The 24864-nt window shown below is 69.3% G+C and carries 23 protein-coding genes and 2 pseudogenes; 3 read left to right on the top strand and 22 right to left on the bottom strand.

All coding sequences use genetic code 11. The features are described from left to right. Positions 1 to 163: 163 nt before the first annotated feature. The 12 genes from ACZ56V_RS01965 to ACZ56V_RS02020 form a co-directional block, all read right to left on the bottom strand. Complete coding sequence (locus ACZ56V_RS01965) at positions 164 to 784, bottom strand: OmpA family protein (RefSeq protein ID WP_468938493.1); 621 nt, start codon at positions 782 to 784, stop codon at positions 164 to 166. Between the two features lie 7 nt (positions 785 to 791). Further along, the gene (locus ACZ56V_RS01970; protein ID WP_468938495.1) at positions 792 to 1373 is read right to left on the bottom strand and encodes a hypothetical protein; all 582 of its coding nucleotides are present in this window, start codon (positions 1371 to 1373) and stop codon (positions 792 to 794) included. Between the two features lie 33 nt (positions 1374 to 1406). Further along, positions 1407 to 2003 carry a pilus assembly protein TadG-related protein gene (locus ACZ56V_RS01975; RefSeq protein WP_468938498.1) on the bottom strand — a complete coding sequence of 199 codons (597 nt, stop codon included), beginning with the start codon at positions 2001 to 2003 and terminating at the stop codon, positions 1407 to 1409. Further along, positions 2003 to 2203, bottom strand: coding sequence for a hypothetical protein (locus ACZ56V_RS01980; protein WP_468938500.1), 201 nt, complete (start codon positions 2201 to 2203; stop codon positions 2003 to 2005). The genes ACZ56V_RS01975 and ACZ56V_RS01980 overlap by 1 nt, the downstream gene beginning before the upstream one ends. A gap of 273 nt (positions 2204 to 2476) precedes the next feature. Beyond that, the gene (locus ACZ56V_RS01985; RefSeq protein WP_356360824.1) at positions 2477 to 3379 is read right to left on the bottom strand and encodes a DUF5936 domain-containing protein; all 903 of its coding nucleotides are present in this window, start codon (positions 3377 to 3379) and stop codon (positions 2477 to 2479) included. A gap of 17 nt (positions 3380 to 3396) precedes the next feature. Then, positions 3397 to 4341: a type II secretion system F family protein gene (locus tag ACZ56V_RS01990; RefSeq protein ID WP_467380669.1), complete on the bottom strand. Its 945-nt coding sequence runs from the start codon at positions 4339 to 4341 to the stop codon at positions 3397 to 3399. A gap of 9 nt (positions 4342 to 4350) precedes the next feature. Further along, positions 4351 to 5688, bottom strand: a complete 1338-nt coding sequence (locus ACZ56V_RS01995; RefSeq protein WP_398917947.1) for a CpaF family protein — start codon at positions 5686 to 5688, stop codon at positions 4351 to 4353. A gap of 18 nt (positions 5689 to 5706) precedes the next feature. Beyond that, on the bottom strand, positions 5707 to 6099 hold the full coding sequence (locus ACZ56V_RS02000) for a TadE/TadG family type IV pilus assembly protein (protein WP_468938504.1): 393 nt from the start codon (positions 6097 to 6099) through the stop codon (positions 5707 to 5709). A 1-nt stretch (position 6100) separates the two neighbouring features. Beyond that, complete coding sequence (locus ACZ56V_RS02005) at positions 6101 to 6430, bottom strand: pilus assembly protein (protein ID WP_468939342.1); 330 nt, start codon at positions 6428 to 6430, stop codon at positions 6101 to 6103. 80 nt (positions 6431 to 6510) lie between these two features. After that, positions 6511 to 7767: an AAA family ATPase gene (locus ACZ56V_RS02010; RefSeq protein WP_468938507.1), complete on the bottom strand. Its 1257-nt coding sequence runs from the start codon at positions 7765 to 7767 to the stop codon at positions 6511 to 6513. A gap of 7 nt (positions 7768 to 7774) precedes the next feature. Next, positions 7775 to 8482, bottom strand: a complete 708-nt coding sequence (gene cpaB, locus ACZ56V_RS02015) for a Flp pilus assembly protein CpaB (RefSeq protein WP_468938509.1) — start codon at positions 8480 to 8482, stop codon at positions 7775 to 7777. Between the two features lie 78 nt (positions 8483 to 8560). Further along, positions 8561 to 9520 (bottom strand): hypothetical protein, encoded by a 960-nt coding sequence (locus ACZ56V_RS02020; RefSeq protein ID WP_468938512.1) that lies wholly within the window; start codon positions 9518 to 9520, stop codon positions 8561 to 8563. A gap of 305 nt (positions 9521 to 9825) precedes the next feature. Between ACZ56V_RS02020 and ACZ56V_RS02025 the strand changes: the two genes are divergently transcribed. Beyond that, positions 9826 to 11535 (top strand): chitinase, encoded by a 1710-nt coding sequence (locus ACZ56V_RS02025; protein WP_398917936.1) that lies wholly within the window; start codon positions 9826 to 9828, stop codon positions 11533 to 11535. An 89-nt stretch (positions 11536 to 11624) separates the two neighbouring features. Here the strand turns inward: ACZ56V_RS02025 and ACZ56V_RS02030 are convergent, their stop codons facing one another. The 4 genes and pseudogenes from ACZ56V_RS02030 to ACZ56V_RS02045 all read right to left on the bottom strand — a co-directional run. Then, entirely contained in the window at positions 11625 to 12179 is a 555-nt protein-coding gene (locus ACZ56V_RS02030; protein WP_398917934.1) for a hypothetical protein, read from the bottom strand. 12 nt (positions 12180 to 12191) lie between these two features. Then, positions 12192 to 16616 (bottom strand): DUF6531 domain-containing protein, encoded by a 4425-nt coding sequence (locus ACZ56V_RS02035; RefSeq protein WP_468938515.1) that lies wholly within the window; start codon positions 16614 to 16616, stop codon positions 12192 to 12194. A gap of 7 nt (positions 16617 to 16623) precedes the next feature. Then, entirely contained in the window at positions 16624 to 16935 is a 312-nt protein-coding gene (locus ACZ56V_RS02040; protein ID WP_398917930.1) for a hypothetical protein, read from the bottom strand. Positions 16936 to 17056: 121 nt separating this feature from the next. After that, positions 17057 to 17301, bottom strand: a pseudogene (locus ACZ56V_RS02045) (ATP-binding protein); the annotation flags it as partial. Between ACZ56V_RS02045 and ACZ56V_RS02050 the strand changes: the two are divergent. Further along, positions 17296 to 17648, top strand: a pseudogene (locus ACZ56V_RS02050) (hypothetical protein); the annotation flags it as partial. The pseudogenes ACZ56V_RS02045 and ACZ56V_RS02050 sit on opposite strands and share 6 nt — an antisense overlap. A 148-nt stretch (positions 17649 to 17796) precedes the next feature. Beyond that, positions 17797 to 18792, top strand: coding sequence for a hypothetical protein (locus ACZ56V_RS02055; protein ID WP_468938518.1), 996 nt, complete (start codon positions 17797 to 17799; stop codon positions 18790 to 18792). Between the two features lie 63 nt (positions 18793 to 18855). Here the strand turns inward: ACZ56V_RS02055 and ACZ56V_RS02060 are convergent, their stop codons facing one another. The 6 genes from ACZ56V_RS02060 to ACZ56V_RS02085 all read right to left on the bottom strand — a co-directional run bounded on the left by ACZ56V_RS02060 (position 18856) and on the right by ACZ56V_RS02085 (position 24765). Further along, the gene (locus ACZ56V_RS02060) at positions 18856 to 20178 is read right to left on the bottom strand and encodes an Nramp family divalent metal transporter (protein ID WP_398917926.1); all 1323 of its coding nucleotides are present in this window, start codon (positions 20176 to 20178) and stop codon (positions 18856 to 18858) included. Positions 20179 to 20245: 67 nt separating this feature from the next. Continuing rightward, positions 20246 to 20845 (bottom strand): hypothetical protein, encoded by a 600-nt coding sequence (locus ACZ56V_RS02065; protein WP_468938521.1) that lies wholly within the window; start codon positions 20843 to 20845, stop codon positions 20246 to 20248. Positions 20846 to 20947: 102 nt separating this feature from the next. Continuing rightward, positions 20948 to 22429: a GntP family permease gene (locus ACZ56V_RS02070; protein WP_468938523.1), complete on the bottom strand. Its 1482-nt coding sequence runs from the start codon at positions 22427 to 22429 to the stop codon at positions 20948 to 20950. 121 nt (positions 22430 to 22550) lie between these two features. Beyond that, positions 22551 to 22961, bottom strand: coding sequence for a RidA family protein (locus ACZ56V_RS02075; protein WP_468938525.1), 411 nt, complete (start codon positions 22959 to 22961; stop codon positions 22551 to 22553). After that, entirely contained in the window at positions 22958 to 23722 is a 765-nt protein-coding gene (locus tag ACZ56V_RS02080; protein WP_052839636.1) for an IclR family transcriptional regulator, read from the bottom strand. The genes ACZ56V_RS02075 and ACZ56V_RS02080 overlap by 4 nt, the downstream gene beginning before the upstream one ends. Continuing rightward, complete coding sequence (locus tag ACZ56V_RS02085; RefSeq protein ID WP_468938529.1) at positions 23719 to 24765, bottom strand: sugar kinase; 1047 nt, start codon at positions 24763 to 24765, stop codon at positions 23719 to 23721. The genes ACZ56V_RS02080 and ACZ56V_RS02085 overlap by 4 nt, the downstream gene beginning before the upstream one ends. Between the last annotated feature and the right edge of the window lie 99 nt (positions 24766 to 24864).

Consider the following 24864-nt stretch of genomic DNA (forward strand, 5'->3'; position numbering starts at 1 on the left):
GGGACGCCGTGGGACGGTTCCGGGGCGTGCTGGGTGCCTCGTCATCCGCTGGGTGCGTGGTGCTGCACGCCGCTGTCGTTGTCAGGGCGGTCAGCGCTGCCAGGGCCGGCAGGACTGTGCGGGCGGGACCTGGGCGGGGGTGCGTTCGCCTGCTCATGGTTGGTCAGGGCTCCGAGCGGGGGAAGGAGACCTCGACCCTGCGGTTCTTCTTGCGACCGGCCTCAGTGGCGTTGTCGGCGATGGGGTACTGCTCGCCGTAGCCCCGGACCTCGTAGGTGATGCCCGCGTCGTTGAGGGACTGGGACAGGACGTCGTGGACGGCGTTGGCGCGCCGTTTGGAAAGCACGTCGCCGTGGGCGGAGGAGCCGAGGTCGTCGGTGAAGCCGAAGACGCGGACCCTTGTGGCGTTCTGGGTCCTGATCTCGTCGGCGATGCCTCTGATGCGGGACTTGGCCTCGGCACCGAGCTTGGAGCTGTCCTTGCCGAACAGCACCTCGGCCTGGAGGGCGAGTGTCACGCTCGTGTTGGTGTCCTCCCGGCGCTCGTCGCCGCTCTGCTCTTCCACCACCGACTTGATGTCCAGGACCTTCGCCTGGGCAAGCGTGGCCCCGTCCGGGAGCTTGAGGTCGGGGTCGTTGGGGTCCACCTCCACGGGGGCGGAGGCGGAGGGTTCCGTGCCCGGGGGGTCGTTGGGGTCGTCGTCTGCGTGGGCGGTGGTGGTGCCGTACACGGTCGTGGCGAGCATGAGGGTTACTGCGGCCATCAGGCGCGGGGTCGAGGTCATGGTGCCCTCACCCGGAGATCTCGATGGTGCCGGTCGTGAACATCGGCAGCTGAAGCGTCACCTCGGCCGTGTCGGCTGGGGGCGCGGGGAACTGCATGAACACCGGCAGGGACTCGCCTGCCTTCAGGGCGGGGAAGTTTGTGGTCGTGAGCGGACGACCGTCTGTGTCACGCAGTACGTAGTATCGCTTCTTGCCTTTGGAATCCACCAGAGTGGCGCCCCCCAAAGAGCTGCCGTTTTTGATGATCTCGGTTTCGTTGCCACTCAGTTGAGCGGGAATGTTGACGGTCTTCTCACCGTCGTTCTTCAATTCCCCACTGATCGTGATGAAACCTCCTGCGTCCCGCTCCGAAGCGGTGACCTTGAGAAACAGGCCGCTTGGTCCCTTCAGCTCGGCCAGCGCCTGGCCCGAGTCGTCCTCCTGGGCATCCGGCTTCGACTCACTGCTTTTGGAAGCGGCCGTCGACGCCTCTGGCTTGTCGTCATCGCTTCCGCCTCCACCGCTGCAAGCCACCAGGCCGAAGACCAGCACGATCGCAACAGGCCATGCGGACAGTCCCCCGCGGCCCCTTGTGAACCGAATGCTCATGACTCCGCTTCCTTCGTCCTCATTGTTCGCTTGTCAGCTGTCGGCCAGATGGACGTCGAACAGGTCCTCGGGCTTCGGTAGGTCCGCGAGGTCGTCCGGCTTCAGGTCCCAGTCCTCGCCACCTTCACAGGTGAGGCTCGGCAGTGCGTCGTCGCCTGCGTCCTCGGCGGGCGGCTTGGGCGTGCAGCGGGGTTCGATGACCGCGGTCGCGCTCTCTGTCGCCTTCTGATCCTCTGTGCCCGGCACGATGGTGTCCCCAACGGTGTCGTTGGTCTCGGCGGAGACTGTGTAGCCCAGGAGCCCGTCCGGTGCACAATCCACGCTCGCGTCATTGCGTGCGGCCAACTCCTCGGCTCGCCAGCACGCGTTGGGAACCGGCGTTCTTCCCTCGAAGATGTCCTGCCACGAATCCGGTTCCAGGACGTTGTCGAACCACTGGTCCGCGAGGTGGTCACGGGCTTCCAGAGCCGCTGCAAGTGCCGCGGCGTCCGCTGCCGTCTGCGCCTCGTTGCGAGTCCCTGCGGCCTGACCGACCGCGAGGTACGCGAGCGCGAGGAAGAGCAGGCCTGCCACCACCGTGATGTAGATGGGGAAAGCCTGCCCTGCGTCGTCGCGTACACGCGCAGACATCAAGCACCGGTGACCTCGGTGATCTTGTCCTTGATCGCGTTGTAGATCGTCTGCCCAATGTCCGTCCCCGTGATCGCCAGCACGATCGCTACCACCACCGCGATGATGCCCAGGTACTCCACCGCTGTCTGGCCCTTGTCCTTCGGGGTGGCGGTGCGGGTGTGCAGGTATGCGGCGGCGGTGTGGAGCCAGTTGGTCATGGTGTTCCCCTCCAGGGTGGGCGGAGCCGTACGGCTGGGCGGTGGGGATCTGCTGGCTGGTCATGCCGGACGTGACGGCGTCCACGATCTCCACCTCCCTTGCGCTCGGTCGGGACCTCGGCCTGTCGGGAGAACCAGGCGACGACTGTCCCACAGTTGATTGCATGTGCGAAAGGCTTTGCGCGAAATGGGCCCTACTGGACCTGGTTTCATCGGTTGTTGACCTTGCCGGTATGTATGCGATCGCACTCTCTTTGTTTACGTGTACCTCCCCTACTCGCCCGTGATCGTGCCGAAGTCCGTCCCCGAGCCCAGGATCAGGCCCGCGCCGAGGAGGATCATCGTGGCCGGGACCATGAAGGTCGTGATCATCAGCGTGGCCTTGGGGACCGCGCGGGCGGCCTTGCGGCGGGCGTTCTGGGCGTCCGTGCGGCGCATGTCCTTGGCCAGGGAGACCAGGGTGTCGACGATCGGGGCGCCCAGTTCCTCGCCCTGCTGGAGTGCCGTCACGAACATCGCGACCTGTTCGGAGTCGTTGCGCCGGCGCAGCTCCGTGAAGGCTTCCCGGCGGCTCATGCCCAGGTCCATCTGGCGGAGCGTGATGCGCAGTTCGTCGGCCCAGGGGCCCTCGTACCGCGTCGACACCCGGTCCAGGGCCTGGCGGAAGCCCAGGCCCGCGCTGACCACGACGGCGAGGACGTCCAGGAAGTCGGGGAGCGTGCGCTCGATGACGTCCTTGCGGATGCGGATCGCCGACCAGATGCCCACCTCCGTCCAGAACGCGCCGAAGGCGAGGAGCAGGAGGGCGACCAGGTACTGGCCGCGGAGGAGGAAGACGAGGAATCCTAGCGCGCCCAGGAAGCCGTAGACCGCGCGGCGGGCGGCGTAGCGGTCGATGGTGAGGCCGCCGGGGTTGCCGGCCAGGTCGATCCTGCGGCGGTACCTGGCGACCAGGGCCGGGCCCATCAGGCGCAGTACGGCGGGGGCGTAGCGCATGCCCATGCGGTCGATCAGGGAGTGCGCGGCGCCGGTGCGGGTGGCGCCGACCTCCAGGGCGAGGGCGAGGTCGTCGGGGAGTCTGGCCTCCGCCCGGTACATGCGGATGCCGGCGAAGACGCCCCAGACGCCGATGCCCATGAGGAGGGCCAGAAGGATGCCGGGCAGTGCGAGGCCCATGTCCGTGTCCCCTCCTCTCAGACGTCGATGCGGGACAGGCGGCGGATGAGGACGAAGCCGACGGCGTAGAGCGCGAAGGCGGTGATCACCGCGGCCTGGCCGGCCGGGGAGCCCGTCATGCGTTCCAGGGCGCCGTCCTTCACCCCGTTCATCAGGAGCAACGAGCCGATGCCCAGGACGGGGACGGCGTACGACGTCATCGTGACCTGGGAGAGCTGGGTGCGGACCTCGCGCCGGGTCTCCTTGCGTTCCTCCAGGGTCTCCGTCAGGTTGCGCAGCGCGCCGACCACCTGGCCGCCGGCACGGTTGGACAGCACGAGGGTGGTGACGAGGACGACCAGTTCGCGGGAGGGCAGGCGGCCGGCGAGTTCACCGAGGGCGTCGTCCATGGAGGCGCCGATGGCGAGTTGGTCGGCCACCTTGCCCAGTTCTTCGCCGGCCGGGGCCTCCAGTTCCTCCGCCGCCATGCCGATGGCGGTGCGCAGGGCGAGGCCGGCCTGGGTGGCGTTGGCGAGGATACGGGCGAGTTCGGGGAGCTGGTTGATGAACTTCTCGATGCGTTTCTGGCGTTGCCAGTTGAGGAACTGGACGGCGACGCCGATGCCGAGCAGGCCGGCCAGGGGGCCGAAGAAGGGGGCCAGGGCCGCCTGGCCGATCAGCCACAGGCCCGCGACCGTCGCGAGCATGTAGGCGAAGAACTCGCCGGGGGTCACGTCCAGGCCGGTGGCCGACAGGCGGCGTTCCAGGTTCCGGCCCAGTTTCGTGCGGCGCAGGCGGCGGTCCAGCCCGGGGAAGCGGCGTCGGCGTCCGGCCACCGGTGTCTGGCCGGCCGCGGTGAGGCGGTCGACCAGTGCCGCGCGCTGGGCCTTCCCGGCGGCGTACGAGTGCAGGCCGACGACCGCCAGGACGCAGGTCAGCAGTGAGATGCCGGTGGTGAGCGTGACGAGCGTGTCCAGTTCCATCGGGCGGTCCTACCTGGCTTCTCGGGTGGTGAGCTGGTCCGGTGTGTGGGCCACGCCGAAGGCCTGCGGGATGGGCTGGCCCGCCATGTAGAGGCGCTCGGCGGTGCGGTGCGGGAGCGGGTGGTACTCGTACGCGCCGACGACGCGCCCTTCGGCGGACATCGGGCGGGCGTTGAAGCGGGCGACCGTGGCCAGGCGGTACGGTTCGCCGCCGTGGCTGGCCAGCAGGGCGATCTCGGTGATGCGGCGGGCGCCGTCGGCGAAGCGGGTGAGCTGGATGATGACGTCGACGGAGCTGTTGATCTGGTCGTGCAGGGCGACGAAGGGGATCTCCACGTCCGACATCGAGGCCAGGGTCTGCAGACGCATCAGGGCGTCCTCGGCGCTGTTGGCGTGGACGGTGGCCAGCGAGCCGTCGTGGCCCGTGGACATCGCCTGGAGCATGTCCAGGGACTCGCCGCCGCGCACCTCGCCGACGACGATGCGGTCGGGGCGCATGCGCAGCGAGTTGCGGACCAGGTCGCGGATGGTGATGCGGCCCTGGCCCTCGACGTTCGGGGGGCGGGACTCCAGGCGGATGACGTGCGCCTGCTGGAGCTGGAGTTCGGCCGAGTCCTCGATGGTGATGATGCGGTCGGATTCGGGGATCAGACCGGAGAGGGCGTTGAGGAGGGTGGTCTTCCCGGTGCCCGTGGCGCCCGAGACGATGATGTTGAAGCGGGCCTGCACCAGACCGGCGAGCAGGTAGAGCATGTTCTCGTCGAGCGAGCCGAGGCCGATCAGCTCGTGGAGGGTGAAGGAGCGCGGGAAGCGCCGGATGGTGAGGGTGGCGCCGGTGAGGGAGAGCGGGGGGATGATGACGTTGACGCGCTCGCCGGAGGGGAGGCGGGCGTCGACCATCGGATTCGACTCGTCCACGCGGCGGTTGACCGTCGAGACGATGCGCTCGATGGTCTGCATCAGCTGGTCGTGGGAGGCGAAGCGGAGGGGCAGCTGCTCGACGCGGCCCGCGCGCTCCACGAAGATCGCGTCGGGGCCGTTGACCATGATCTCCGTGATCGACGCGTCCTCCAGGAGCGGTTCCAGGATGCCGAGGCCGAGCGCCTCGTCGACGACCCGGCGGATCAGCTGGGAGCGTTCGACCGTCGACAGGACGGGGCCCTCGCGGCTGATGATGTGCCCGAGGACCCGTTCCAGGCGGGCCCGGCGCTCGGCCGTCGCCAGCGAGCTCATCTCGGCGAGGTCGATCTCCGCCAGGAGTTTGGCCCGGTAGGAGGCGACCAGGTGTCCGTCCTCGCCCCGGCTGCCGTGCTCCTCGGGGGAGTGGATGCGTGCGCGCAGGCTCATGCGTCCTCGGCTCCTCGGTCAGTGGTCCAGCGGCATGGTGGCGGTCTTGCGGGCCGGGTCGAAGTCCCAGCCCGGCACGATCGACGGGATCTCGACGGTGGCGGTGACCGTCACCTCGTCCCCGCCGTACGACGGCGTGCAGTGGGTGCCGCCGGCCAGCCGGTCGCTGACGGCCGCCGCGCACGCCGCCTCCGCGCTCTCCTGGAGCGAGGCGCTGCGCGCCCCCGCGCGGGCCGCGGTGCCGGCCTGCTGGGCGGTGTACGCGATCAGGCCGAGCTGTACGACGGCCATGCCGACGAGGACCAGGATCGGGAGGAAGCCGAGGTGCTCGATGGCCACCTGGCCCCGGTCCCCGACGCGTGCCCTCGGGGAGTGCGGCACCCTGGGCGCCCTGCGGTGGGAGTACGGCATCTCAGTCGTCCTCCTCTTCGACGGCCCCCGCGTGTCCGTGCACGGTGAAGGGGACGCTGAGGGTGCCCGGGAAGAGCAGGGGGACCTCGATGTGGACGTCGGCGGTGACGTAACCGCCCGCGGTACCGCAGTGCACCTCGGCACCCCCCTCCCACGAGCCCGGCAGCTTGTCCAGACCCGCCTCCCGGCAGGCACCCTCCCGCGCCCCGCGGTCGGCCGCCGTCGCCGCCCGTACCGCCTCGTCCGCAGCATTCCCCGCGAGCGTGTACGTGTATCCCACGAGCACGAGCTGCCACAGCACCACCAGCGTCGCGATGATCACCGGGGTCATGCCGAGGAACTCGATGGTGACCTGGCCGCCGTCCCGGTCCCGGACCCGGCCGCGTAACCCGCTTACCGCGCACCGTCCGCTCACCCCGCACCGTCCTTCCGGCGCCGGAGGCCGGCCGCGCCCCGGTCTCCCCGGAGGCGGCCGTGTCCCTTCCGGCCCGCGTTGGGCACGCCGGCCAGGCCCAGTTCGCCCGCGAGGGTCCACAGGGCCTGCTTCACGGTGCTCTTGCCGTCCAGTTCGTGGACGCGGCCCGCGTCCACGGCGCTCTGGAGTTCCTTGAAGTTCGCCGGGACCGTGGTGGCGGCGATCGCCGTGCCGGTGATCTTCTGGATCAGCGGGGGCTGGATCTCCGTACCCCGCGTGTGCCGGTTGACGACCACGGTCGTCTCCTGCGCCTTGCGGATCTGCAGCCGCTCCCACATCCGTACCGCCCGTTTGGCGCCCCGTACGGCGACCACGTCCGGGGTGGTGACCAGCAGCGCCGTGTCGGCGCTCTCCACGGCGGCCGCGCCGGCCCCGCCGAGTTGGGCGCCGCAGTCGATGACGACGACCTCGTACCGGGAGCGCAGGGCGGCGACGATCTGGCGGGCGGCGCGGTCGGTGACCTCCTCGCCGCGTTCGCCCTCGCCGGGGGCGAGCAGCAGGGCCAGGCCGCTGTCGTGGCGGAAGACGGCGTCGGCCAGGACGCGCGGGGACAGGTCCGTGATGGCGGCCAGGTCGGCCACGGAGCGGCGGAACTGGACGTCCAGGTAGGAGGCGACGTCGCCGGTCTGCAGGTCCATGTCGAGCAGGGCGGTGGACCGGCCGGACGCCTGGGCCGCCAGGGCGAGTTGGACGGCGGTCAGGGTGGCGCCCACGCCGCCCTTGGCGCCGCTGACGGTGACGACGGTGCCGCCCGCTCCGGTGTACACGTCGACGGTGCCGCCGAGGTGCCGGCGTACGCCCACCGACCACTGGGCCACCGCCTGGACGCGGCTGGCGAGTTCCTCGTAGCCGAGCGGGAGGGCGACCAGGCCGCGGGCGCCGTGGTCCATGGCGGCCTGGAAGAGACCGGGGCCGGGGTCGGAGGTGACGAGGATGACGCCGACGGCCGGGAAGCGGAGGGCGACCTCGCGGATCAGCTCCAGGGCGGGGACCGGTCCGATGCGCTCGTGGACGATCACGACCTCGGGCAGTTCGTCGACCGACTCTGCGGCGAGCCGGGCGAGGGTGTCGACGAGCTGGGTGGAGTCGGCGACCGGGGCGACCGGTTCGGCGTCCGGGAGCTGGCTGAGCAGCGTCGTGAGGGACCGTACGGCGTCCGGGTCGCCGACTGCCGGGAGGATCCTCGTGGCCATGCGGCTCTCACTTGTCCTTCGCGAGTTCGTACGTCCGGTCCTGGTCGGGGACGTCGGTGTCGCCGCCGGGGGCCACCAGCGCGAGCCGGACGCGCCGGGCGAACGACTCGGCGTAGGTGATGCGCTGGGCGTCGATGGTGGACAGGGCGAAGGTGATGGGGACGGCGTCGGTGGGCTCGCGGTCGCGGCTGTCCTCGTCGGGCTCCAGTGAGGTGAGTTCGCCGACGTCGATGACCTTGGCGTTGGTCACGATGATCTTCGACTGGTCGGGATCGCCCTCGCGGGGGCCCTCGAAGGTGGCGTACACGTTGACGGTGGAGCCCGGGGTGATCTTCCCGGCGACGCCGGTCGCCGCGTCGATCATGATGGCGACCTCCTGCTGTCCGGGCCGCAGGGCGGGCGTGTCGACGATCATGTCGCTCTGGAGCAGCGAGCCGGCCTTCAGTCTGGTCACGGCTATCTTCCCGCGGACTTGGGACAGGTCGGTGACGGCGTTCCCGGACAGCCAGCGCTCGGGCATCTCGATCTTCTCGAACTGCGCCGCGCCGAGCTGCGTGTAGGGCTCGATGTCGCTCTTCACCCGGTACGCGGCCACCTCGGGGCCGACCTTGGACTTCACGTCGTTGATGACGGACAGCACGCCGGCGAAGGCGCCGAGGGCGCACAGGACCGAGAGGAGAAGCAGGATGATGCCGCGGCGCTGACGGGAGTTCATGGGCCGTGCAACCTCATTGGGGGGTCGGATGTCCGGGCGGACGGAGGGACTGGGGCGGGCGGACGGGGCGCTACGGGCCTACCCAGTCAGGGCCCGTCTCTCACGGCGGCGGCCGAGGGCGGGATCGCGGCGGTGGTCCAACGCCCGGTCCCCGCCACCGCCGCGCCCGCCGCCACTCCCGCCGCCGTTGCCGTCGTCGTACACCGGTGGTGTCGCGGAGCAGAACACGCAGCGGTCGCCGATGACGTCGATGCCGCACCAGTGGCAGGCGCTGCGCCTTACGGACGTGACCAGTTGGTAGAGGACCGAGAGGTCGGGGAGGTACGCGCAGAACTCGGTCAGCCGCCCCGTCCCCCACCAGTCCGCGGACTCCGCGGGCAGCGCCGTCTCGCGCAGCCCCTGCACACGCCAGGACGGGGCGAGGGTGCCGGTGACCCAGTCGGAGGCGAGCTGCCCCTTGGCGACCAGCAGCCAGGTGCCGAACTCGGGTCCGTCCAGGGCGGCTTCGGGTACCACCTTCACCAGTTGCGGCACGGGGTGGGCGACGACGCCGAACTGGCTGCCGGGCACCCAGGACCTGGCGTGCGCCTTCAGACCCACGGGCACGTGGTCGAGCCGGGCGACCGAGCCGAGCAGGGCGCCGGCGTGGATGTAGTGGGTGAGCAGCCGGCCGGCGGAGGCGAGAACGCCCGGGCTGAGGTCGCAGGAGGCCAACTGGCGCAACTGGCGGGCCAGTACGGCGATCCCGAGCGGTGGCAGGGGCGGCCGGAACAGGGCGATACGGTCGGTCTCCAGGAGGGCGCGGACGGTGTGCAGGCGCCGTTCCACGCCCGCCGGGACGGCCTCGGAGCACACCACGATCACGTGTCCGTGCTGGTCCACCAGCGTCTGGAGCTCGGCCAGCACCTGTTCCAGGGGGCGCCGGTCGACGTCCTGGAGCACGGCCGCGGGCAGCGTCCGTTCGTCCTGCGGCGGCAGTGCCATGTCGGCACTGGTCACGGCAATGGCAGTTGGCACGCGCGGCTCCCCGTCTCCCATGCCCGTCGGTCCGCCGGCGTTACTCCGGCACACCCGGATGACTTCACTGCGTGACTACCTGAGCACTGTATCCACGCCTCTGTGACCGGAGAACAGCGTTTCTGTAGCTGTGGAACAACTTGCGTTGCACAAGGTGCGCCAAACCGGGGCAGGTTGAGCATTTTCGAGTGCGAGTCGGTCGCACCCTCCGGGCGGCGAACTTGGTCCGTACCTACCTCTTGACACTTCAATTGGTCTGGACCACCTTGTACGTCAGCGGTGGCCACCGTCCCCCATTCCGCCCCACCTCACCCCCGGAGGCAGCAGTGGACCCCGTACGCAGACGGCGCGGAAGACGTCTCGGCTCCTTGACGGGCGCCGTCACCGCCGCCCTGGCGCTCGCGTTCACGGCCGTCGGCCCGGCATCGGCCGCCGACGTCAACAACGCCAAGAACGCCGGTTTCGAGTCCGGGCTGAGCAACTGGACCTGCTCGGCGAACAGCGGCACCACCGTCGCCTCCCCGGCGCACGCGGGCTCGGCCGCGCTGAAGGCCACTCCGGCGGGGCAGGACAACGCCCGCTGTTCGCAGAGCGTCGCGGTGAAGCCCAACTCGACGTACACGCTGAGCGCGTGGGTGCAGGGCGGGTACTCCTACCTGGGCGTGACGGGCACGGGTACGACGGACGTGTCGACCTGGACCCCGGACTCGGCCTCCTGGAAGCAGCTGAAGACCACCTTCAGCACCGGCTCCTCGACGACCTCCGTGACGGTGTACACGCACGGCTGGTACGGACAGTCGGCGTACTACGTCGACGACCTGTCCGTCTTCGGCCCCGACGGCGGTGGCGGCGACGGGGACCCCGACCCCACGGTCCCGTCGGCCCCGGCCGGCCTGAGGGTCTCCGGTACGACCCCGAATTCCGCGTCCCTCACCTGGAACACGGTCTCGGGCGCCACCGGCTACAGCGTCTACCGCGACGGCACGAAGGTGACCGCGGTGACCGGCACCTCGGCGACGGTGACCGGCCTGGCGGCCTCGACCGCGTACTCCTTCCAGGTCACGGCGACGAACGCGGCCGGTGAGTCCGCGAAGTCGGCGGCGGTCACGGCCCGCACCACGGCGCCGGACGACGGCGGGAACGGCGGCGACCTGCCCAAGCACGCGGTGACCGGATACTGGCAGAACTTCAACAACGGAGCGACCGTCCAGAAGATCTCCGACGTGCCGTCCGCCTACGACATCATCGCGGTGGCCTTCGCGGACGCGACCACGACGCCGGGCGCCGTGACCTTCAACCTGGACTCGGCCGGACTCGGCGGCTACACGGTCGACCAGTTCAAGGCGGACGTGCGCGCCAAGCAGGCCGCGGGCAAGAAGGTCATCATCTCGGTGGGCGGCGAGAAGGGCACCGTCTCGGTGAACAGCTCCGCCTCCGCGACGAACTTCGCCGACTCCGTCCACTCCCTCATGCAGGAGTACGGCTTCGACGGCGTCGACATCGACCTGGAGAACGGCCTCAACCCGACCTACATGACCCAGGCCCTGCGCGCCCTGTCGGCCAAGGCCGGCCCGGACATGATCCTGACCATGGCCCCGCAGACCATCGACATGCAGTCGACGCAGGGCGGCTACTTCCAGACGGCGCTGAACGTGAAGGACATCCTCACGGTCGTCAACATGCAGTACTACAACAGCGGCACGATGCTGGGCTGCGACGGCAAGGTGTACGCCCAGGGCACGGTCGACTTCCTCACCGCCCTGGCGTGCATCCAGCTGGAGGGCGGCCTCGCCCCGTCCCAGGTGGGCCTCGGCCTGCCGGCCTCCACCCGCGCGGCGGGCGGCGGCTACGTGTCCCCGTCGGTGGTCAACGCCGCCCTGGACTGCCTCACCAAGGCGACCAACTGCGGCTCCTTCAAGCCGTCGAGGACGTACCCCGACCTGCGGGGCGCGATGACCTGGTCCACCAACTGGGACGCTACGGCGGGCAACGCCTGGTCGAGCGCGGTGGGCGCCCACGTGCACGCGCTGCCGTAGGGGACGGCTGACCGTCCGGCCCGGCCGGCCCCGTCGATCCGGTTCGGCCCCCGCCCACTGCCACGTGAGCGGGGGCCTCTCGCTGCGCGTCAGGTCTGCGCTGCGGCAACCCAGGCGTCGGACCTCTCCAGTCTCGGCCCGTCGACCTCTGCGGCACCGGCGACGTACGCGAGCCATCGCAGCTCATCGCAGGCGAAGAAGGACTCACCCCACGTGTCCACCCACAGCCGCACTTCACGTTCACCCGATTGCGTAAGACCCCACCACGCCCAACCACGAAACTCGGATTCGGGATCGAACTGGTACAGCCACTCTTGAAGGTCCCACGCACCGCGTCCGATAGCGGCCGCGTAGCGCTCAGCGCCGCGGACCGCGAAATCAGGGGCCGGTTCGGCACTTCCACGGGCGACGGCGACGAACCAATCGGGGATCGAATCGACCGGTAGATCTTCACCTTCGAAAGGGTGTGCAACCGCCAGTCGAAGTGCAGGGTCAAGTACGGACCGCACCCGGTCGCCGAATTCCGCGACCGGGCAACTGAGGCGTACATCGAATACGCCGACGACAGGAGGCGTCTCCTGCAAGGAAGGTCGCCGCGACAACCGGAACCGTTCCTGCTCGATGTCCTCGATCTCGTGCATCATACGGGACGCCTCCTAACCTTCCTGAACGACTCTGCCCGGGTACTTCGCTACTTCTTCCCTGAACTCATTGAGCATCCCACTGGGAATGCCGTACAAGTCGTCTCCCATGGTCGGGTCCGAAATCTCCGGACAAATTCTCTTCATCTGTTTCCACTCAGCCCTGCTGAACCCAAGACCGGGCTCCTCCTGAGGCACAGCGGTCCGCCTGATCTTTTCTCGGAACTCGGCCGATATCTGGAACTCAACGATCTGCCCGCCTTCGCCTCGGAAACGGACGGTATGCCCAACGTCGCCACTCAGGTTGACGTAGAGCGCACCCTTGCCGGTGATGGTGACCTTGCCATCTTCTCCAATGTGTATCCGTTTGCTCAGCGGGTGATCGGTCTGTTTGCGGAAGCCAGGGATTGTGTCCTCGCACCGAGGTGCCAGTCCGAGCGGGTCGGTCCCGGTGTGCGGATTGTGGACGTAGGTGGACGGGTTGGGAGCCGGGGCGAGACCGAGCGGATCGGGGGTGAAATAGCGCCCGGATTCCGGGTCGTACATCCGGTGGTAGTTGTGATGGAGACCCGTCTCAGGGTCGAAGTACTGGCCTGGAAAACGAAGCGGGGTGTAGGCCGTACCGGCAGCGGTCCAAGCCGTCTTGCCCCACACCGTGGTTCGCGTGCGCCACGCCACGCCCCCTGCGGTGTCCAGGAGTTCGGTCGGCGTACCGACAAGGTCTGTGACTATGGCGAAGAAGCGGGAGTCGATCTCTTCCTGTGCGAGTGCGTCGGCGCCGGCTCGCTCGGTCTGAGCGATGGGGTGCAGCCCCTGGTGATCCCATGTGAGGGTGACGGGTCGGGGCAGGGACGCCCCCACTGTGGTCTCTTCGCACAGGACGGCTCCGTCCCAGGTGAACTCCGACCGCTCGGCAACGCCGACTCCGTCCGCGGTCAGCCGCAGTTTGGCCACGCGGCGCCCGAGTGCGTCGTAGAGATAGCGCCACTTGCTTCCGTCCGGTGTGGTGACCGAAACCAAGCGGTCCTCGGTGTCCCATTCGTAGCGCCACGTGTCCGGTTTGCGGGACAGCCGAGTCTTCTGCCGTAGCGTGATGCGACCGGCGCCGTCGTGTTCGTAGCGGATGTTCCCGGCCCGGATGATCCGTGTACCGCAGTAACTGCGAGAACCGGTCGCCTCGTGGCCAGCATGTACGGCAGGCCACTCGGCATCGGTCTGATTGCCGGCCTCGTCGTACGCGTAACGTTCGGTCCAGTCCTCAGCCCGGACCGCTGTGACACGGCCGGTCACGTCGAGCTCGAAGTCTCGTACTCCGGTGAGGCGATCGTCGACGCGGGTGGGGTAGCCGTCCGCCCGGTAGGTGTATGTGCGGCGCTGCACAGTCTCGCCTGCCGCGTCCTGCACGGTCTGACGCGTGAGGCGCCCCAACCCGTCGAACGATTGAGCAATGGCGGTTCCGCCGATGAGGCGTCCCAGCTCACGGCCCGCCGCATCGTAGGCGAAGGTGACCCGATGCCCGCCTCCCGTGATCAGCCCGGTCCGCCTCCCCGCCGCGTCGTAGCTCCAGCGGCTGACCGCTCCCGTCGGAGTGACACGCTTCGTTCGGCGACCCAACGGGTCGTATTCATAAGTAGTGACTCGGCCATCGACCGTTTCGGAGAGCACATGCCCGGCGGGGTCATAGGAAAGGAGCAGTGCCGAGTCCGCCGTCACTGCGGTGGCGATTCGTCCCGCTGGCGTGTAGGTGTAATCCGTGCTCCGGTCGGGGGCCACCTTCTTGACGACGAGGCCGAGGATGTTCCGCTCGAAGCGGGTCGTCTGCCCAAGGGCATTGGTACTGGCGGTAAGTCGACCGGCCCCGTCGTAGGCATAGGAGACGACGCGCCCGTCGAAGTCGGATTCACGCACTAGTCGGCCGACTGCGTCGTGGATGTAGTTCCAGCGCATGCCCTGGGAATTGGTGACCTCGACGAGACGCAACTCGGAGTCATAGCCGAAGGCGTGACGAGCGCCGTCCGGGCCCGTGCGGGCTGTCATCAGGTCGAACGGGCCGTACTCGAACCGGGTGATTGCCCCGGTGGCGCTCCGGTGGCTGGTGCAGTTGCCTTCGGCGTCGTACTCCCAACACTCATCGGACCCATCGGCGAGCACACGTCGGCGAAGCTTGCCCTCCGAGGTCCACTCCTGCCGAGTCACGTTGCCGACAGGGTCGGTGAAGGCGCTCAGCCGGCCGAAGGCGTCCCGGGTGTATTGGGAGCGTCCACCGAGAGGATCCGTGATCTGGACGGGCAGTCCAGCGCCGTTGCACCGCACCTGCGTGCAGTTCCCCAGGGCATCCGTGACTGAAGTCAGGTGGCCTGAGGAGTTGTAGGTGAAACGAGTAGTGGCTCCCGCCGGATCGGTCACGGCGACGCGGTCACCATGCCCGTCGTACTCCTGATGCCATGTGGTCCCGTCAGGTCCGGTGACAAGCACGGGCAGGCCATGGGCGTCGTATGCGGAGTTCAGTTCCGTTCCGTCCGGACGGATCACACGCGTGACGTTGCCTCGCTCGTCGTAGACGTACCGCCGCTCGGCTCCTAGCGGATCCGCGACGGCGACGAGTTGCAGGTGTTCGTCCCATCTGTGAGTCGTGACGTTACCCAGGGGGTCCGTCTCGCGGACCAGGCGCAGGGCCTCGTTGTGCTCATAGACCCGAACGTGGCCGAGGGAATCGATCACGCGGGTGGTGCGTGTGCCGCTGTCGTAGGAGAGGGCCGAAGCGAGGAAGTCACCCGTACCACCGGTCGCCACCACGCGGCCCCGCCCGTCGTACGTGTACCAGTACGTGGTGGCATTGCGATCGGTCCAGGAGGTGACACGACCTTCGGTGTCGTACGTGTAGCGAAGTGACAGCCCCGAGGAGTTGGTCTCCTCGATCAGGTGTCCCGCTCCGTCATAGCCGAAGGTGAGGAGGCTGACGCCCGGGCGGTCCGGGCTCCTGGGATCGAGGAGACGCAGACCCGTGATGCGCGAGAAGGTGGGGTCGTGGTCCACAGCTATGTGGTAGCCGCCCGAGTGGACCAACGCTGTGGGAATGTCGGCGCCCTCGTAGACAACTGTGATGCGGTTTCCGTTGCGATCCCTCACGCACCGCAATGGCAGATCGACGGCCTCGTCCCCGGCGGCGGCAACGGGCCCGTAGAAGACGTACATGAAGCCGGTGCCAGGGTCCGTGATGCGTACGGCGCCATCCGTCTCGTCGTCCCACGACAGTGACAGCCGGGAGCCGGGGGTGTCGGGCCTCACCTCATCGTCCGTCTCCGGGACGGGGAACGGGAAGCGGAGACGGGCACCGTCCGCGGCCGCGTAGACGAAGCCCTCGCCGTCGGCCTGTACACGCTGGTCCAAGGTGGAGGCCCAGGATGGGCCGAACCAACCTCCCCAGCGGTAGGAGGAGAGATGGGTCCGCTCAAGGACCAGGGGCAATACGCCCGGCAGCGACACGTCGGTACAGGTCAGGACCATGTCGCCGGTGGCGACGTCGATCGGGTCTCGGACGAACTTCTTGATCTCGTTGCGGATCGAGGCGGGCAGCTTGTTGAAGCCCGGGTTGAGTCTCAGGCGCTCGAACGTCGCGCAGTTCAGCTTCAAGCCCTTGCTGAGCTTGGCCAGGTCGGCGGGTTTGAGGGCTTTGAGGCCCTTGCCGAGGGCCTTGCCCAGGGCTCCGAAGCCGACGCCCAGCAGGGCGCCCTCGGTGAGGATGCCGGCGAGTTTCTCCGGGTCCTTGAAGGCTTCCGGGTCTCGCAGCAGCGTGTCGAAGGCGGAGAACTTCATGCCCTCCTTCGCCATCTTCCCCGCCGCCGCGACGCCGCGAATCTCCTTCAGCGTCTTCAGCGCCCGCTCGACCGCTCGGATGACCTCCATCACCCCGCGGATCGCGGACGCCAGGACGGTGCCCTCCTGCTCGATCCGGGCGACCAGCGCGACCACCTTCGCCGCCCGTGAGCCGGCCATCAGCGTCGAGACGACCGCCGACGTGCCGCCGGTCAGCACGGACAGGGCGAGCCCCGCCAGCTCCAGCTCGGCGATCTCCGCCAGGATGACGCCGATCTCCGAGAGCAGCTCATGCGCCTTGTCCGCGAAGTCGTCCAGGGCCTTCGCGCCCTCGCGGAGGGAATCGGCCATCTCGGTGGCCTGCTTACGGGCCGACTTGGCGCGCTTGTTGAGGGCCTTGGCCGCCTTGCCCTCCCACTCCACGTCCGCCAGCGACTTCCGCGCCGCCTCGGCCGCGTCGTCCAGGCCCTTGGCCAGCGCGCGCCACTTCTTGGCGAGCTCCCGGATGCCGTCCGGGTCCACCGCCGGGTCCGTGATGCCCAGGAACTCCAGGCCGTCGGCGACCGTGTCGCCGAACATGTGGTTGAACTTGTTGATGTAGTGCAGCGGGTTGAGGTCGACCACGCCCCGCTCAGCCCTTCTTCGCCTGTGCCGCGGCGGTCAGCAGCACCTCGAGCAGGTCGAAGGCGTCGGAGACGTCGCCCAGGAACTTCGCCTCCGTCTCCCACTCCTCGCCCAGCTGCTTCGTCAGCTTCGCGAGGGTGGTCATGCCCTCCTCGATGTCGTCCTTCGCACCGAGGAGCGACCCCAGGGCACCAAGGGCCGACAGGTCCTGCGATGCGGACTCGAACTCCTGCAACGGTTTCGCCGTGTGGTGTCCCACGGCCCGCAGCCCCGACGCCGCCTTGTGCAGCGACGCCGCCTCTTTCGCCAGGTCCGCCATGCGGGCCCTCCCCCGTGATTCGCCCTGTGCACCTGCCAACCCGACGACCGTAGTGATGACGGTTATGCGGACGGTATGGGCGGCACCAAGGGACGGCAAAGGCCGACTGTGACGTACGTCGTCAAGGCGCCCCGTATGCCGGCGCGCTCGCCCTCGGCAGGGTCGCCCACATGCGGGTGCCGCCGCCGGGTTCCCTCGCCTCGCCGAAGCCCCATGTGCCGTCGCAGGCGCGGCAGACGCAGGCCGGGACGCGGAGGGCGCGCGGCGGCGGGTGTCGCAGGCGGTGGCCGGGTGGGGACTGGTGTGGCGGGGGTGGCTGTCATAGGCGATCAGGCGGAGGGTGGAGAAGCGGTAGCGCAGGGTCAGGAGTCCGAGTACGCCTACGTCGTCGTGGACGACGGGCGGGGCCGCAGCCTCGTCCAGATCAACGTCCAGCACGGGATGGCCGACAGCGCCGGGCAGTTGTACGCCGGCGGGAGATCCGGCCCGACGGCACGCGCCTGGTCACCCGGCAGGGGCCCGGCGAGAAGGCCGGTTCCGGCATGGTGATGTGGAGCGTGGACACACTGCGCCCCGGACCGGAGGGCTTCCGCGTGGTGATCAGCGCCTTCAACACCGGCGACCAGAACAAGGACGCCACCCGGGACGCCCCCGCGCTGACCATGGAGCAGCTGCGAAAGATCGCGCTCAGTGGGGAGTGGGGCGCGTTGCGGTGCCGGTGCCGGTGCCGGAGCATCGGTCAACTGCTCCTTGGGGCAGACCTGATGCCCCGATGTACCCTTCTCCGCCCTCCGACCGGGCAGCCTCGTGAAGGCGCGCGGCTAGAGTGCCAACAGGCCCTGCCCCACAGGAGGACGCATCATGCACGCCCACGACGACCACCATGCTCCTCGGCCCGGGAACACCCGTACGGTGCCCCGCCGCGCCGACAACGCCGCGGTGACCGCCACGCGGATGCCCGGTGCTCCGCACTCGGCCATGGTGCTGCAACGGGCCATCGGCAACCAGGCGTACAGCCAGGTGGTGCAGCGGGCACCGGCGGGCGGTGGGCCCGCCGCTCCAGAGGGGGCCAAGATCGGCCTCACGCTGTCGGCCGTGAAAGAGCGGTTCGAGGCGTTGAAGGTCGAGAATCCGGAGCTGGCCAAGCAACAGGAGGCCAGGTGGGACAAACTCCTCTACGTCCTCCAGGAGTTCGACGCCTGGATGCGCAGCATCGAGGTCGGGTACCGGTTCGGCGGCAGCCTCATCGCGTACATCTACGGGGGAGCCAGGGCGCCGCAGGACATCGACATCGATGTGTCGAACGATGACAACATGAACAGGCTCTTCCAGGAGATGGAGCGTTCGGGCGCGTGGTCTGGACAAGTCAGCGCCAAGGGCAACCATGTGCAGTCCATCTACTGCAAGAACGAAAAGGTGCCGGAGTTCCAGTTCGACGTGTCCGGCGAGATGGGGTTCAACAACCCGTTCGACCTGAAGGAATCGATGCAGGTCGAAGGGGATGCTGTCGTTACGGGTGACCACATCTCGCGCGACGAACTGATCCTCAACTATCTGGACCGCATGATCCAGAAGCCCGACGTCGCGAAGCACAAGGGCGACGACGATCAGGTCGCCGGCCTGTTGAAGGCGGCAGGGTGCCGTACTCCCGCCGATGTCGAGGGCTATTGGAGCCGGAACCTCCAACCGGCCATCAAGTCGGGCGACTCCCGTATCCCGGCGCTGCGCGACAACCTGGCGAACATCGCCAGGGAGAGGTTCGCGGCAGAGGCCCAGGCGCCGGGGGGCCAAGCGCCGAGGGCCACCTCGCCCGAGCCGATGGACGTCGACGGGGAGGACGAGATGGACCTCAGCTGATCACCGGGTCCTCGTCGTGTCGGGGGCAGGCACGTCCGCCGCGCGAAGAGGACTGGAAGAGGACTAGAAGAACTCCGACCACGGCTGGTCCCAGATCTGCTTCACGCACAGGACCAGGAACAGCAGCCCGGCGACGGTGAGCATGCCGTTGCTGAGGCTGCCGTTGCGCCACTCGCGCGGGGTGCGGGAGGAGTTGAGGAGCCACATCAGGGTGAGGGCGAGGAAGGGCATGAAGGCGGCGCCCAGGACGCCGTAGATGATGATCAGGCGGAAGGGCTCGTCCTGGAAGAGCAGGACGATGGGCGGGAAGGTGAGCCACAGCAGGTAGGCGCGGAAGGCCCAGGAGCGTTCGCGGCGGCCGGAGGCCAGTTCGTCGCCCCGTGCTTCGCGCTCGCCGCGGCGGCGGGCCAGGAAGTCGGCGAACATCAGGCTCACGCCGTGCCAGACGCCGATCAGCGAGGTGAAGCTGGTGGCGAAGAAGCCGATCAGGAAGAGCTTGCCGGTCGCCGTGCCGTACTCCTGCTCCAGGATGTCGCCGAGCTGGATCAGGCCCTTGTCGCCGCTGGCGATCGCGATGTTGGCCGAGTGGAGCAGCTCGGCGCCGACGAAGAGCATCGCGACGACGAAGATGCCGGTGGTGGCGTAGGCGACCCGGTTGTCCAGGCGCATGACCTTCATCCAGCCGGTGTTGGTCCAGCCCTTGGCGTTGACCCAGTAGCCGTACGCGGCCAGCGTGATGGTGCCGCCCACGCCGCCGATCAGGCCCAGGGTGTTGAGGACCGAGTCCTTCTCGTCCGGGAGGACCGGGAGGAGTCCGGCGAAGGCGTCGCCCAGGTGGGGCGTGACGCGGATCGCCAGGTACACCGTCACCACGAACATGACGCCCACCAGGACCGTCATGACCTTCTCGAAGACGTTGTACTTGTTGAACCAGACGAAGACCAGGCCCACCAGGCCGCAGGCGATGCCCCACCATTCGAGGCCCATCACGTCCGGGAAGAGCGCCTGCAGCGGCAGGGCGCTGGACGACATCGCCGCGGCGCCGTAGACAAAGCCCCAGATCACGGCGTAGATCGCGAAGAACCACGTGGTCCAGGGGCCGATGCTCGCCCAGCCGTCGAAGAGGGTGCGGCCGGTGGCCAGGTGCCAGCGGCCGCACGCCTCGGCGAGGGAGATCTTCACCAGGCAGCCGATGACCGCCGCCCACAGCAGGGTGTAGCCGAAGTTGCTGCCCGCGATGAGGGTGGCCACGAGGTCGCCGGCGCCCACGCCGGTCGCCGCCACAACGATGCCGGGGCCGATGTAGCGCCAACTGGACTTACGGGGAGCCGCGTCGGCACCGCCCGATACGCCTACGTCTGAGGTGTTGCCCGTGGTGTCCGCCATGGAGGTCAAGAAAGCCCATGGTCGCCGGTGCGGCAAGAGGGCGTGCACGGATCTTCACCCGATGCGCTTACTCCGCGGGGGGCGCGGCCTCCTCGGCGTCCTTCTCTGCCGTGTCCGCCGTGTCCGCCGTCTCCTGGGCCTCCGCCTCGCCGTCCTCGAAGTACGCGTCCAGGACCTCGTCCAGGGCCGACTCCCACTCCGGGAAGCGGCTCCGGGACGTGGCCTCGATCTCGATCGGGTACCAGCGGCGGTCCGGCGTGTGCACCGTGACCGTGAACCGCTTGCCGAAGCGGCCGGTCTCCGTCTCCACGGCCCCGACCTCGTCCCAGCGGAACTCGCACTCCTGGTCGTCGAGGGAGAGGCGTACGCCCCTGTGGTCGGCGACGATCTTGGCGCGGCGGTCGGAGGCCTCGAAGACGGGGCCGTCCACGGGGGCCTCGTCGTCCGGTTCGGCGGCGTCGTCGGTGCCCTCGGCGGACGGTTCGCCGACGGCCGGGGAATGTGACGACTCCTCGGTCTCCGCGGCGGCGTCCTCGACCGCCTCGGTCTCGTCGCGTCTCACGTCCTCCGGCCCACCGGACACGGGTGCGGTGAGCCCGGGGATGAATGCCGGGTCGAATCCGGCGCCTTCCAGGGGCTGGCTCGTCGATCCTCTGCGCTGCTCCACGCGGGCAGTATGGTCGACGATCCTGTGCCGGACACAGCCAGCCCCAACTTCGTTATCAGACGCCTACACGAGTCGCCTACACGAGTCGCCCGCGTGAGTCGCCTACACGAACAGGCTCACCACCGCCGCCACCACGAACCCGGCGACCGACAGCACGCTCTCCAGCACGGTCCACGTCTTGAGCGTGTCCCGCTCGCTGATGCCGAAGTACTTGGCGACCATCCAGAAACCGCCGTCGTTGACGTGCGAGGCGAAGATGGAGCCGGCCGAGATGGCCATGATGACCAGGGCGACGAACGGCTGCGAGTGGTCGCCCTCGGCGAGCAGCGGCGCCACGATGCCCGCCGTCGTCACGATGGCGACCGTCGCCGAGCCCTGGGCGACCCGCAGCACCACGGAGATCAGGTACGACAGGACGATCACCGGCAGGCCGACGTCGTTGAAGGTGTCGGAGAGGGCCTGGGCGACGCCGCTGGCCTTGAGGACGGCGCCGAAGACCCCGCCCGCGCCGACCACCAGCAGGATGTTGCCGACCGGCTTCAGCGAGGCCGTCGACACGGTCTCCAGGGACTTGCGGGACCAGCCGCGCCGGATGCCGAGCAGGTAGTAGGCGAGCAGCAGGGCGATGGTCAGCGCGACGAACGGGTTGCCGAAGAACTCGATCACCGAGCGCAGGGTGGACGGGTCCAGGGCGATGGAGGAGAAGGTCGCCGCGAGGATCAGGACCAGCGGGGTGCCGATGATGCCGAGGACCGTGCCGAGCGCGACCGGGGTCTCGGTCGGCGCGACGCCCGCCTTGCGCTGCTCCTCCACGACGGCCTGCTTGGCCTCCTCGGCCGCCTCGACCATGTCCTGCGGCACGGGCACGAAGATGCGGCGGCCGATCCAGGCGGAGAACACCCAGGCGGCGAGCACGGCGGGGATGCCGCAGACGATGCCCATGAGGATGATCCAGCCGAGCTTGACGTTCAGCAGTCCTGCGGCGGCCACCGGGCCGGGGTGCGGCGGCAGGAAGGCGTGGGTCATGGACAGGCCGGCCAGCAGCGGCAGGCAGTAGAGCAGGATCGACTTGCCGGAGCGCTTGGCGGCGGCGTAGACGATGGGCGCGAGGACGAAGATGCCCACGTCGAAGAAGACCGGGATGCCGAAGATCAGGCCCGTGAGGCCCATGGCGAGCGGGGCGCGCTTCTCTCCGAAGAGGCCGAGGAGCCGTGAGGCCAGCACCTGTGCGCCGCCGCTGACTTCGAGGATCGCGCCGAGCATGGTGCCCAGGCCGATGATGATGGCGACGTGGCCGAGGATGCCGCCCATGCCGGACTCGATGGTCGAGACGGCGTCCGACTTCTGGACGGTGCCGAAGAGTTCGGTGACCGACAGGCCGGCGAGCAGGCCGACGGCTATGGAGACGGCGAGCAGCGCGACGAAGGGCTGCAACCGCACCTTGATGATGAGGAAGAGCAGCAGCACGATGCCGATGGCGGCGACGGTCAGCAGCCCGGCGGTGCCGTCGATCAGGGTGAGCAGACCGCCGGTGTGCGGTGGGGTCTCGGAGGCGGCGGCAAGAGGGAAGGACGAGTAGGACATTCGGGGGTCCTCTGGATAAGTACATGGAGCTTTCGGGCAGGGAGGAGCGCGGCACGGCGCCCCGAGGGGTGGGGGCGCCGTGCCGTTCAAGGCAGTCGGGCGGGCGGAGCGGAAGGGACGGTCAGCCGAGGACGGCGAGCGCGTCGATCTCGATGAGGAGGCCGGCGGGCAGACCGACGTACACGGTCGTGCGCGCGGCGGGCGGCTGGGTGAGGCCCTGCTCCGCGAAGTAGGCGTTGTAGATCTCGTTCATCTCGGCGAAGTGGTCCACGTCCGTGAGGTAGACGCGGAGCATCATCACGTCGTCCCAGGAGGCGCCGCCCTCCTCCAGGATCGCCTTGACGTTGGCGAGGGTCTGGAGGGTCTGCTCGCGCAGGGTCGGACCGGCCGGGGTGGGGGCCCTGCCCTCCTCGTGGGGCAGGAAGCCGACCTGGCCGGCGACCTGGAGGATGTTGCCCTTCTTCACGCCGTGGCTGAACTTCGCCGGGGGGACGGTGTGGGTCGCGGGGACGAGAGCGATCTTGTCGGTCATGCGGTGACTTCCTTGACTGGGGTCCTGCCGGAGTACTCGCCGCTGATGGCGTCCGCCGTACGGCGGACCAGCGGGAGCAGGGTGAGGAGTTCCTCGGCGGTGACGACGACGTTCGGCGCGGAGACCGACATGGCGGCGACCACCCGGCCGTCGGCGCCCCGGATGGGCGCGGCGACGCAGTTGATGGACTCCTCGTGGCCACCGAGGTCGGTGGCCCAGCCCTGTTCGCGCACCTTCGCGAGTTCCTTGAGGAACCCGTCGGCGTTCGGTGTCGAACGGGCCGTGTACATGGGGTAGTCGAGCTGCTCGGCCACGGCCCGCCGCTCGTTCTCGGGGAGGTCGGCGAGGAGCAGCTTGGCGACGGCCGCGACGGTGATGGCGACGGGCTTGCCGATCCGGGAGTACATGCGGACGGGGTAGCGGCTCTCGACCTTGTCGATGTAGAGGACCTCGTCCTCCTCGTGCACGGCGAGGTGGACGGTGTGTCCGACCTGTTCGTTGAGGCGTACGAGGTGGGGGTGGGCGATCTCGCGGACGTCGAGGTTCTCCATCGCCTCCTGGGCGAGGGAGATCAGCCGGGCGCCCAGACGGTAGCGCTGGTCGGACTGGCGGTAGACGAAGCCGTGTTCGTGGAGGGTGCGCAGCAGGCGCAGGGCCGTGGACTTGTGCACGTCCAGGCGCTCGGCGACCCGCCCCAGGTCGGCGGGGCCCTCGGCGAGCAGCGGCAGGATGCTGAGCGCGCGGTCGACGGTCTGACTCATGGCTTACGTACCTCCTCGTCGGCTCCTCGGACGTCCTGTGTCCAGCCGGGGCCGAGTCGCAGTCTCCCCCACGCGGTGTCGTCGAGGGCGGCCAGCCGGTCGGCGTGGTCGCGGGCTGGGGGCGTGGCGAGGTCGCCGGGGACGGTGAGGGCGGCGGCGGCCATCAGGTGGCCGTGGCGCAGGCGCTCGCGCACGGGCAGTCCGCGCAGGGTGGCGGAGAGGAACCCGGCGGCGAAGGCGTCGCCCGCGCCGACGGCGGCGACGACGTCGACGTGCAGGGCGGGCACGGAGGTGACGTCGGTGCCGTGGAAGGCGGTGGCGCCGCTCGCGCCCTGCTTGACGACGAGCAGCTCCGGTTCGGGCAGCGCGGCGCGTACGGCCTCGGGGCCGCCGAGTCCCCAGGCCTCGTCCTCGCCGACGAAGACCAGGTCGGCGCCGCGGGCGAGTTCGAGGAGCACCTCGGGACCGTGTCCGTGACCGGCGTCGCGCCACAGGCCGGGGCGGTGGTTGACGTCGAAGGAGACGAGGGGCCGGCCGGGGCGGCGGGCGGTCAGCTCGCGCATCAGGCCGAGGCAGTCGGCGGAGAGCGCGGGCGTGATGCCGGACAGGTGCAGGACGCGGCCGGAGCGGATCGCGTCGAGGTCCATGGTGTCCACGGACATCGCGGAGGCGGCCGAGCCCGCCCGGTAGTACGCCACCTCGTGGGCGTCGGTGGCGCGGTCCCCGGCGGTGCGGAAGTAGATGCCGGTGGGGCGGGCGGGGTCGCGGCGCACGGCGGAGACGTCGACGCCGTAGGCGCCGATCGCCTCGACGAGGTGGTCGCCGAAGCCGTCGGCGCCGACCCGGCCGACCCAGCGGGCGGAGTGTCCGACGGCGGCGAGTACGCAGACCAGGTTGGACTCGGCGCCGCCGATGGCCCGGTCGAAGGAGGGGACGTCGGCGAGGCGCCCGGGGCAGGAGGGCAGGAAGGTGACCATGGACTCGCCGAGCGCGACGACGTCCACGACGTCGGGGGCGGTGCTGGTTCGTCCGGTGGCGGTCACGATGGTGGGGGCTCCTCGTCCGTGGCGGCTGCGGCGTCCGCGCCGTCTGTGCTGTCTGTACTGTCTGCGGCTCGTTCTTCGCGTCTCGCGGGCGGCTGC

This window comes from Streptomyces sp. NPDC034099, assembly GCF_055575415.1.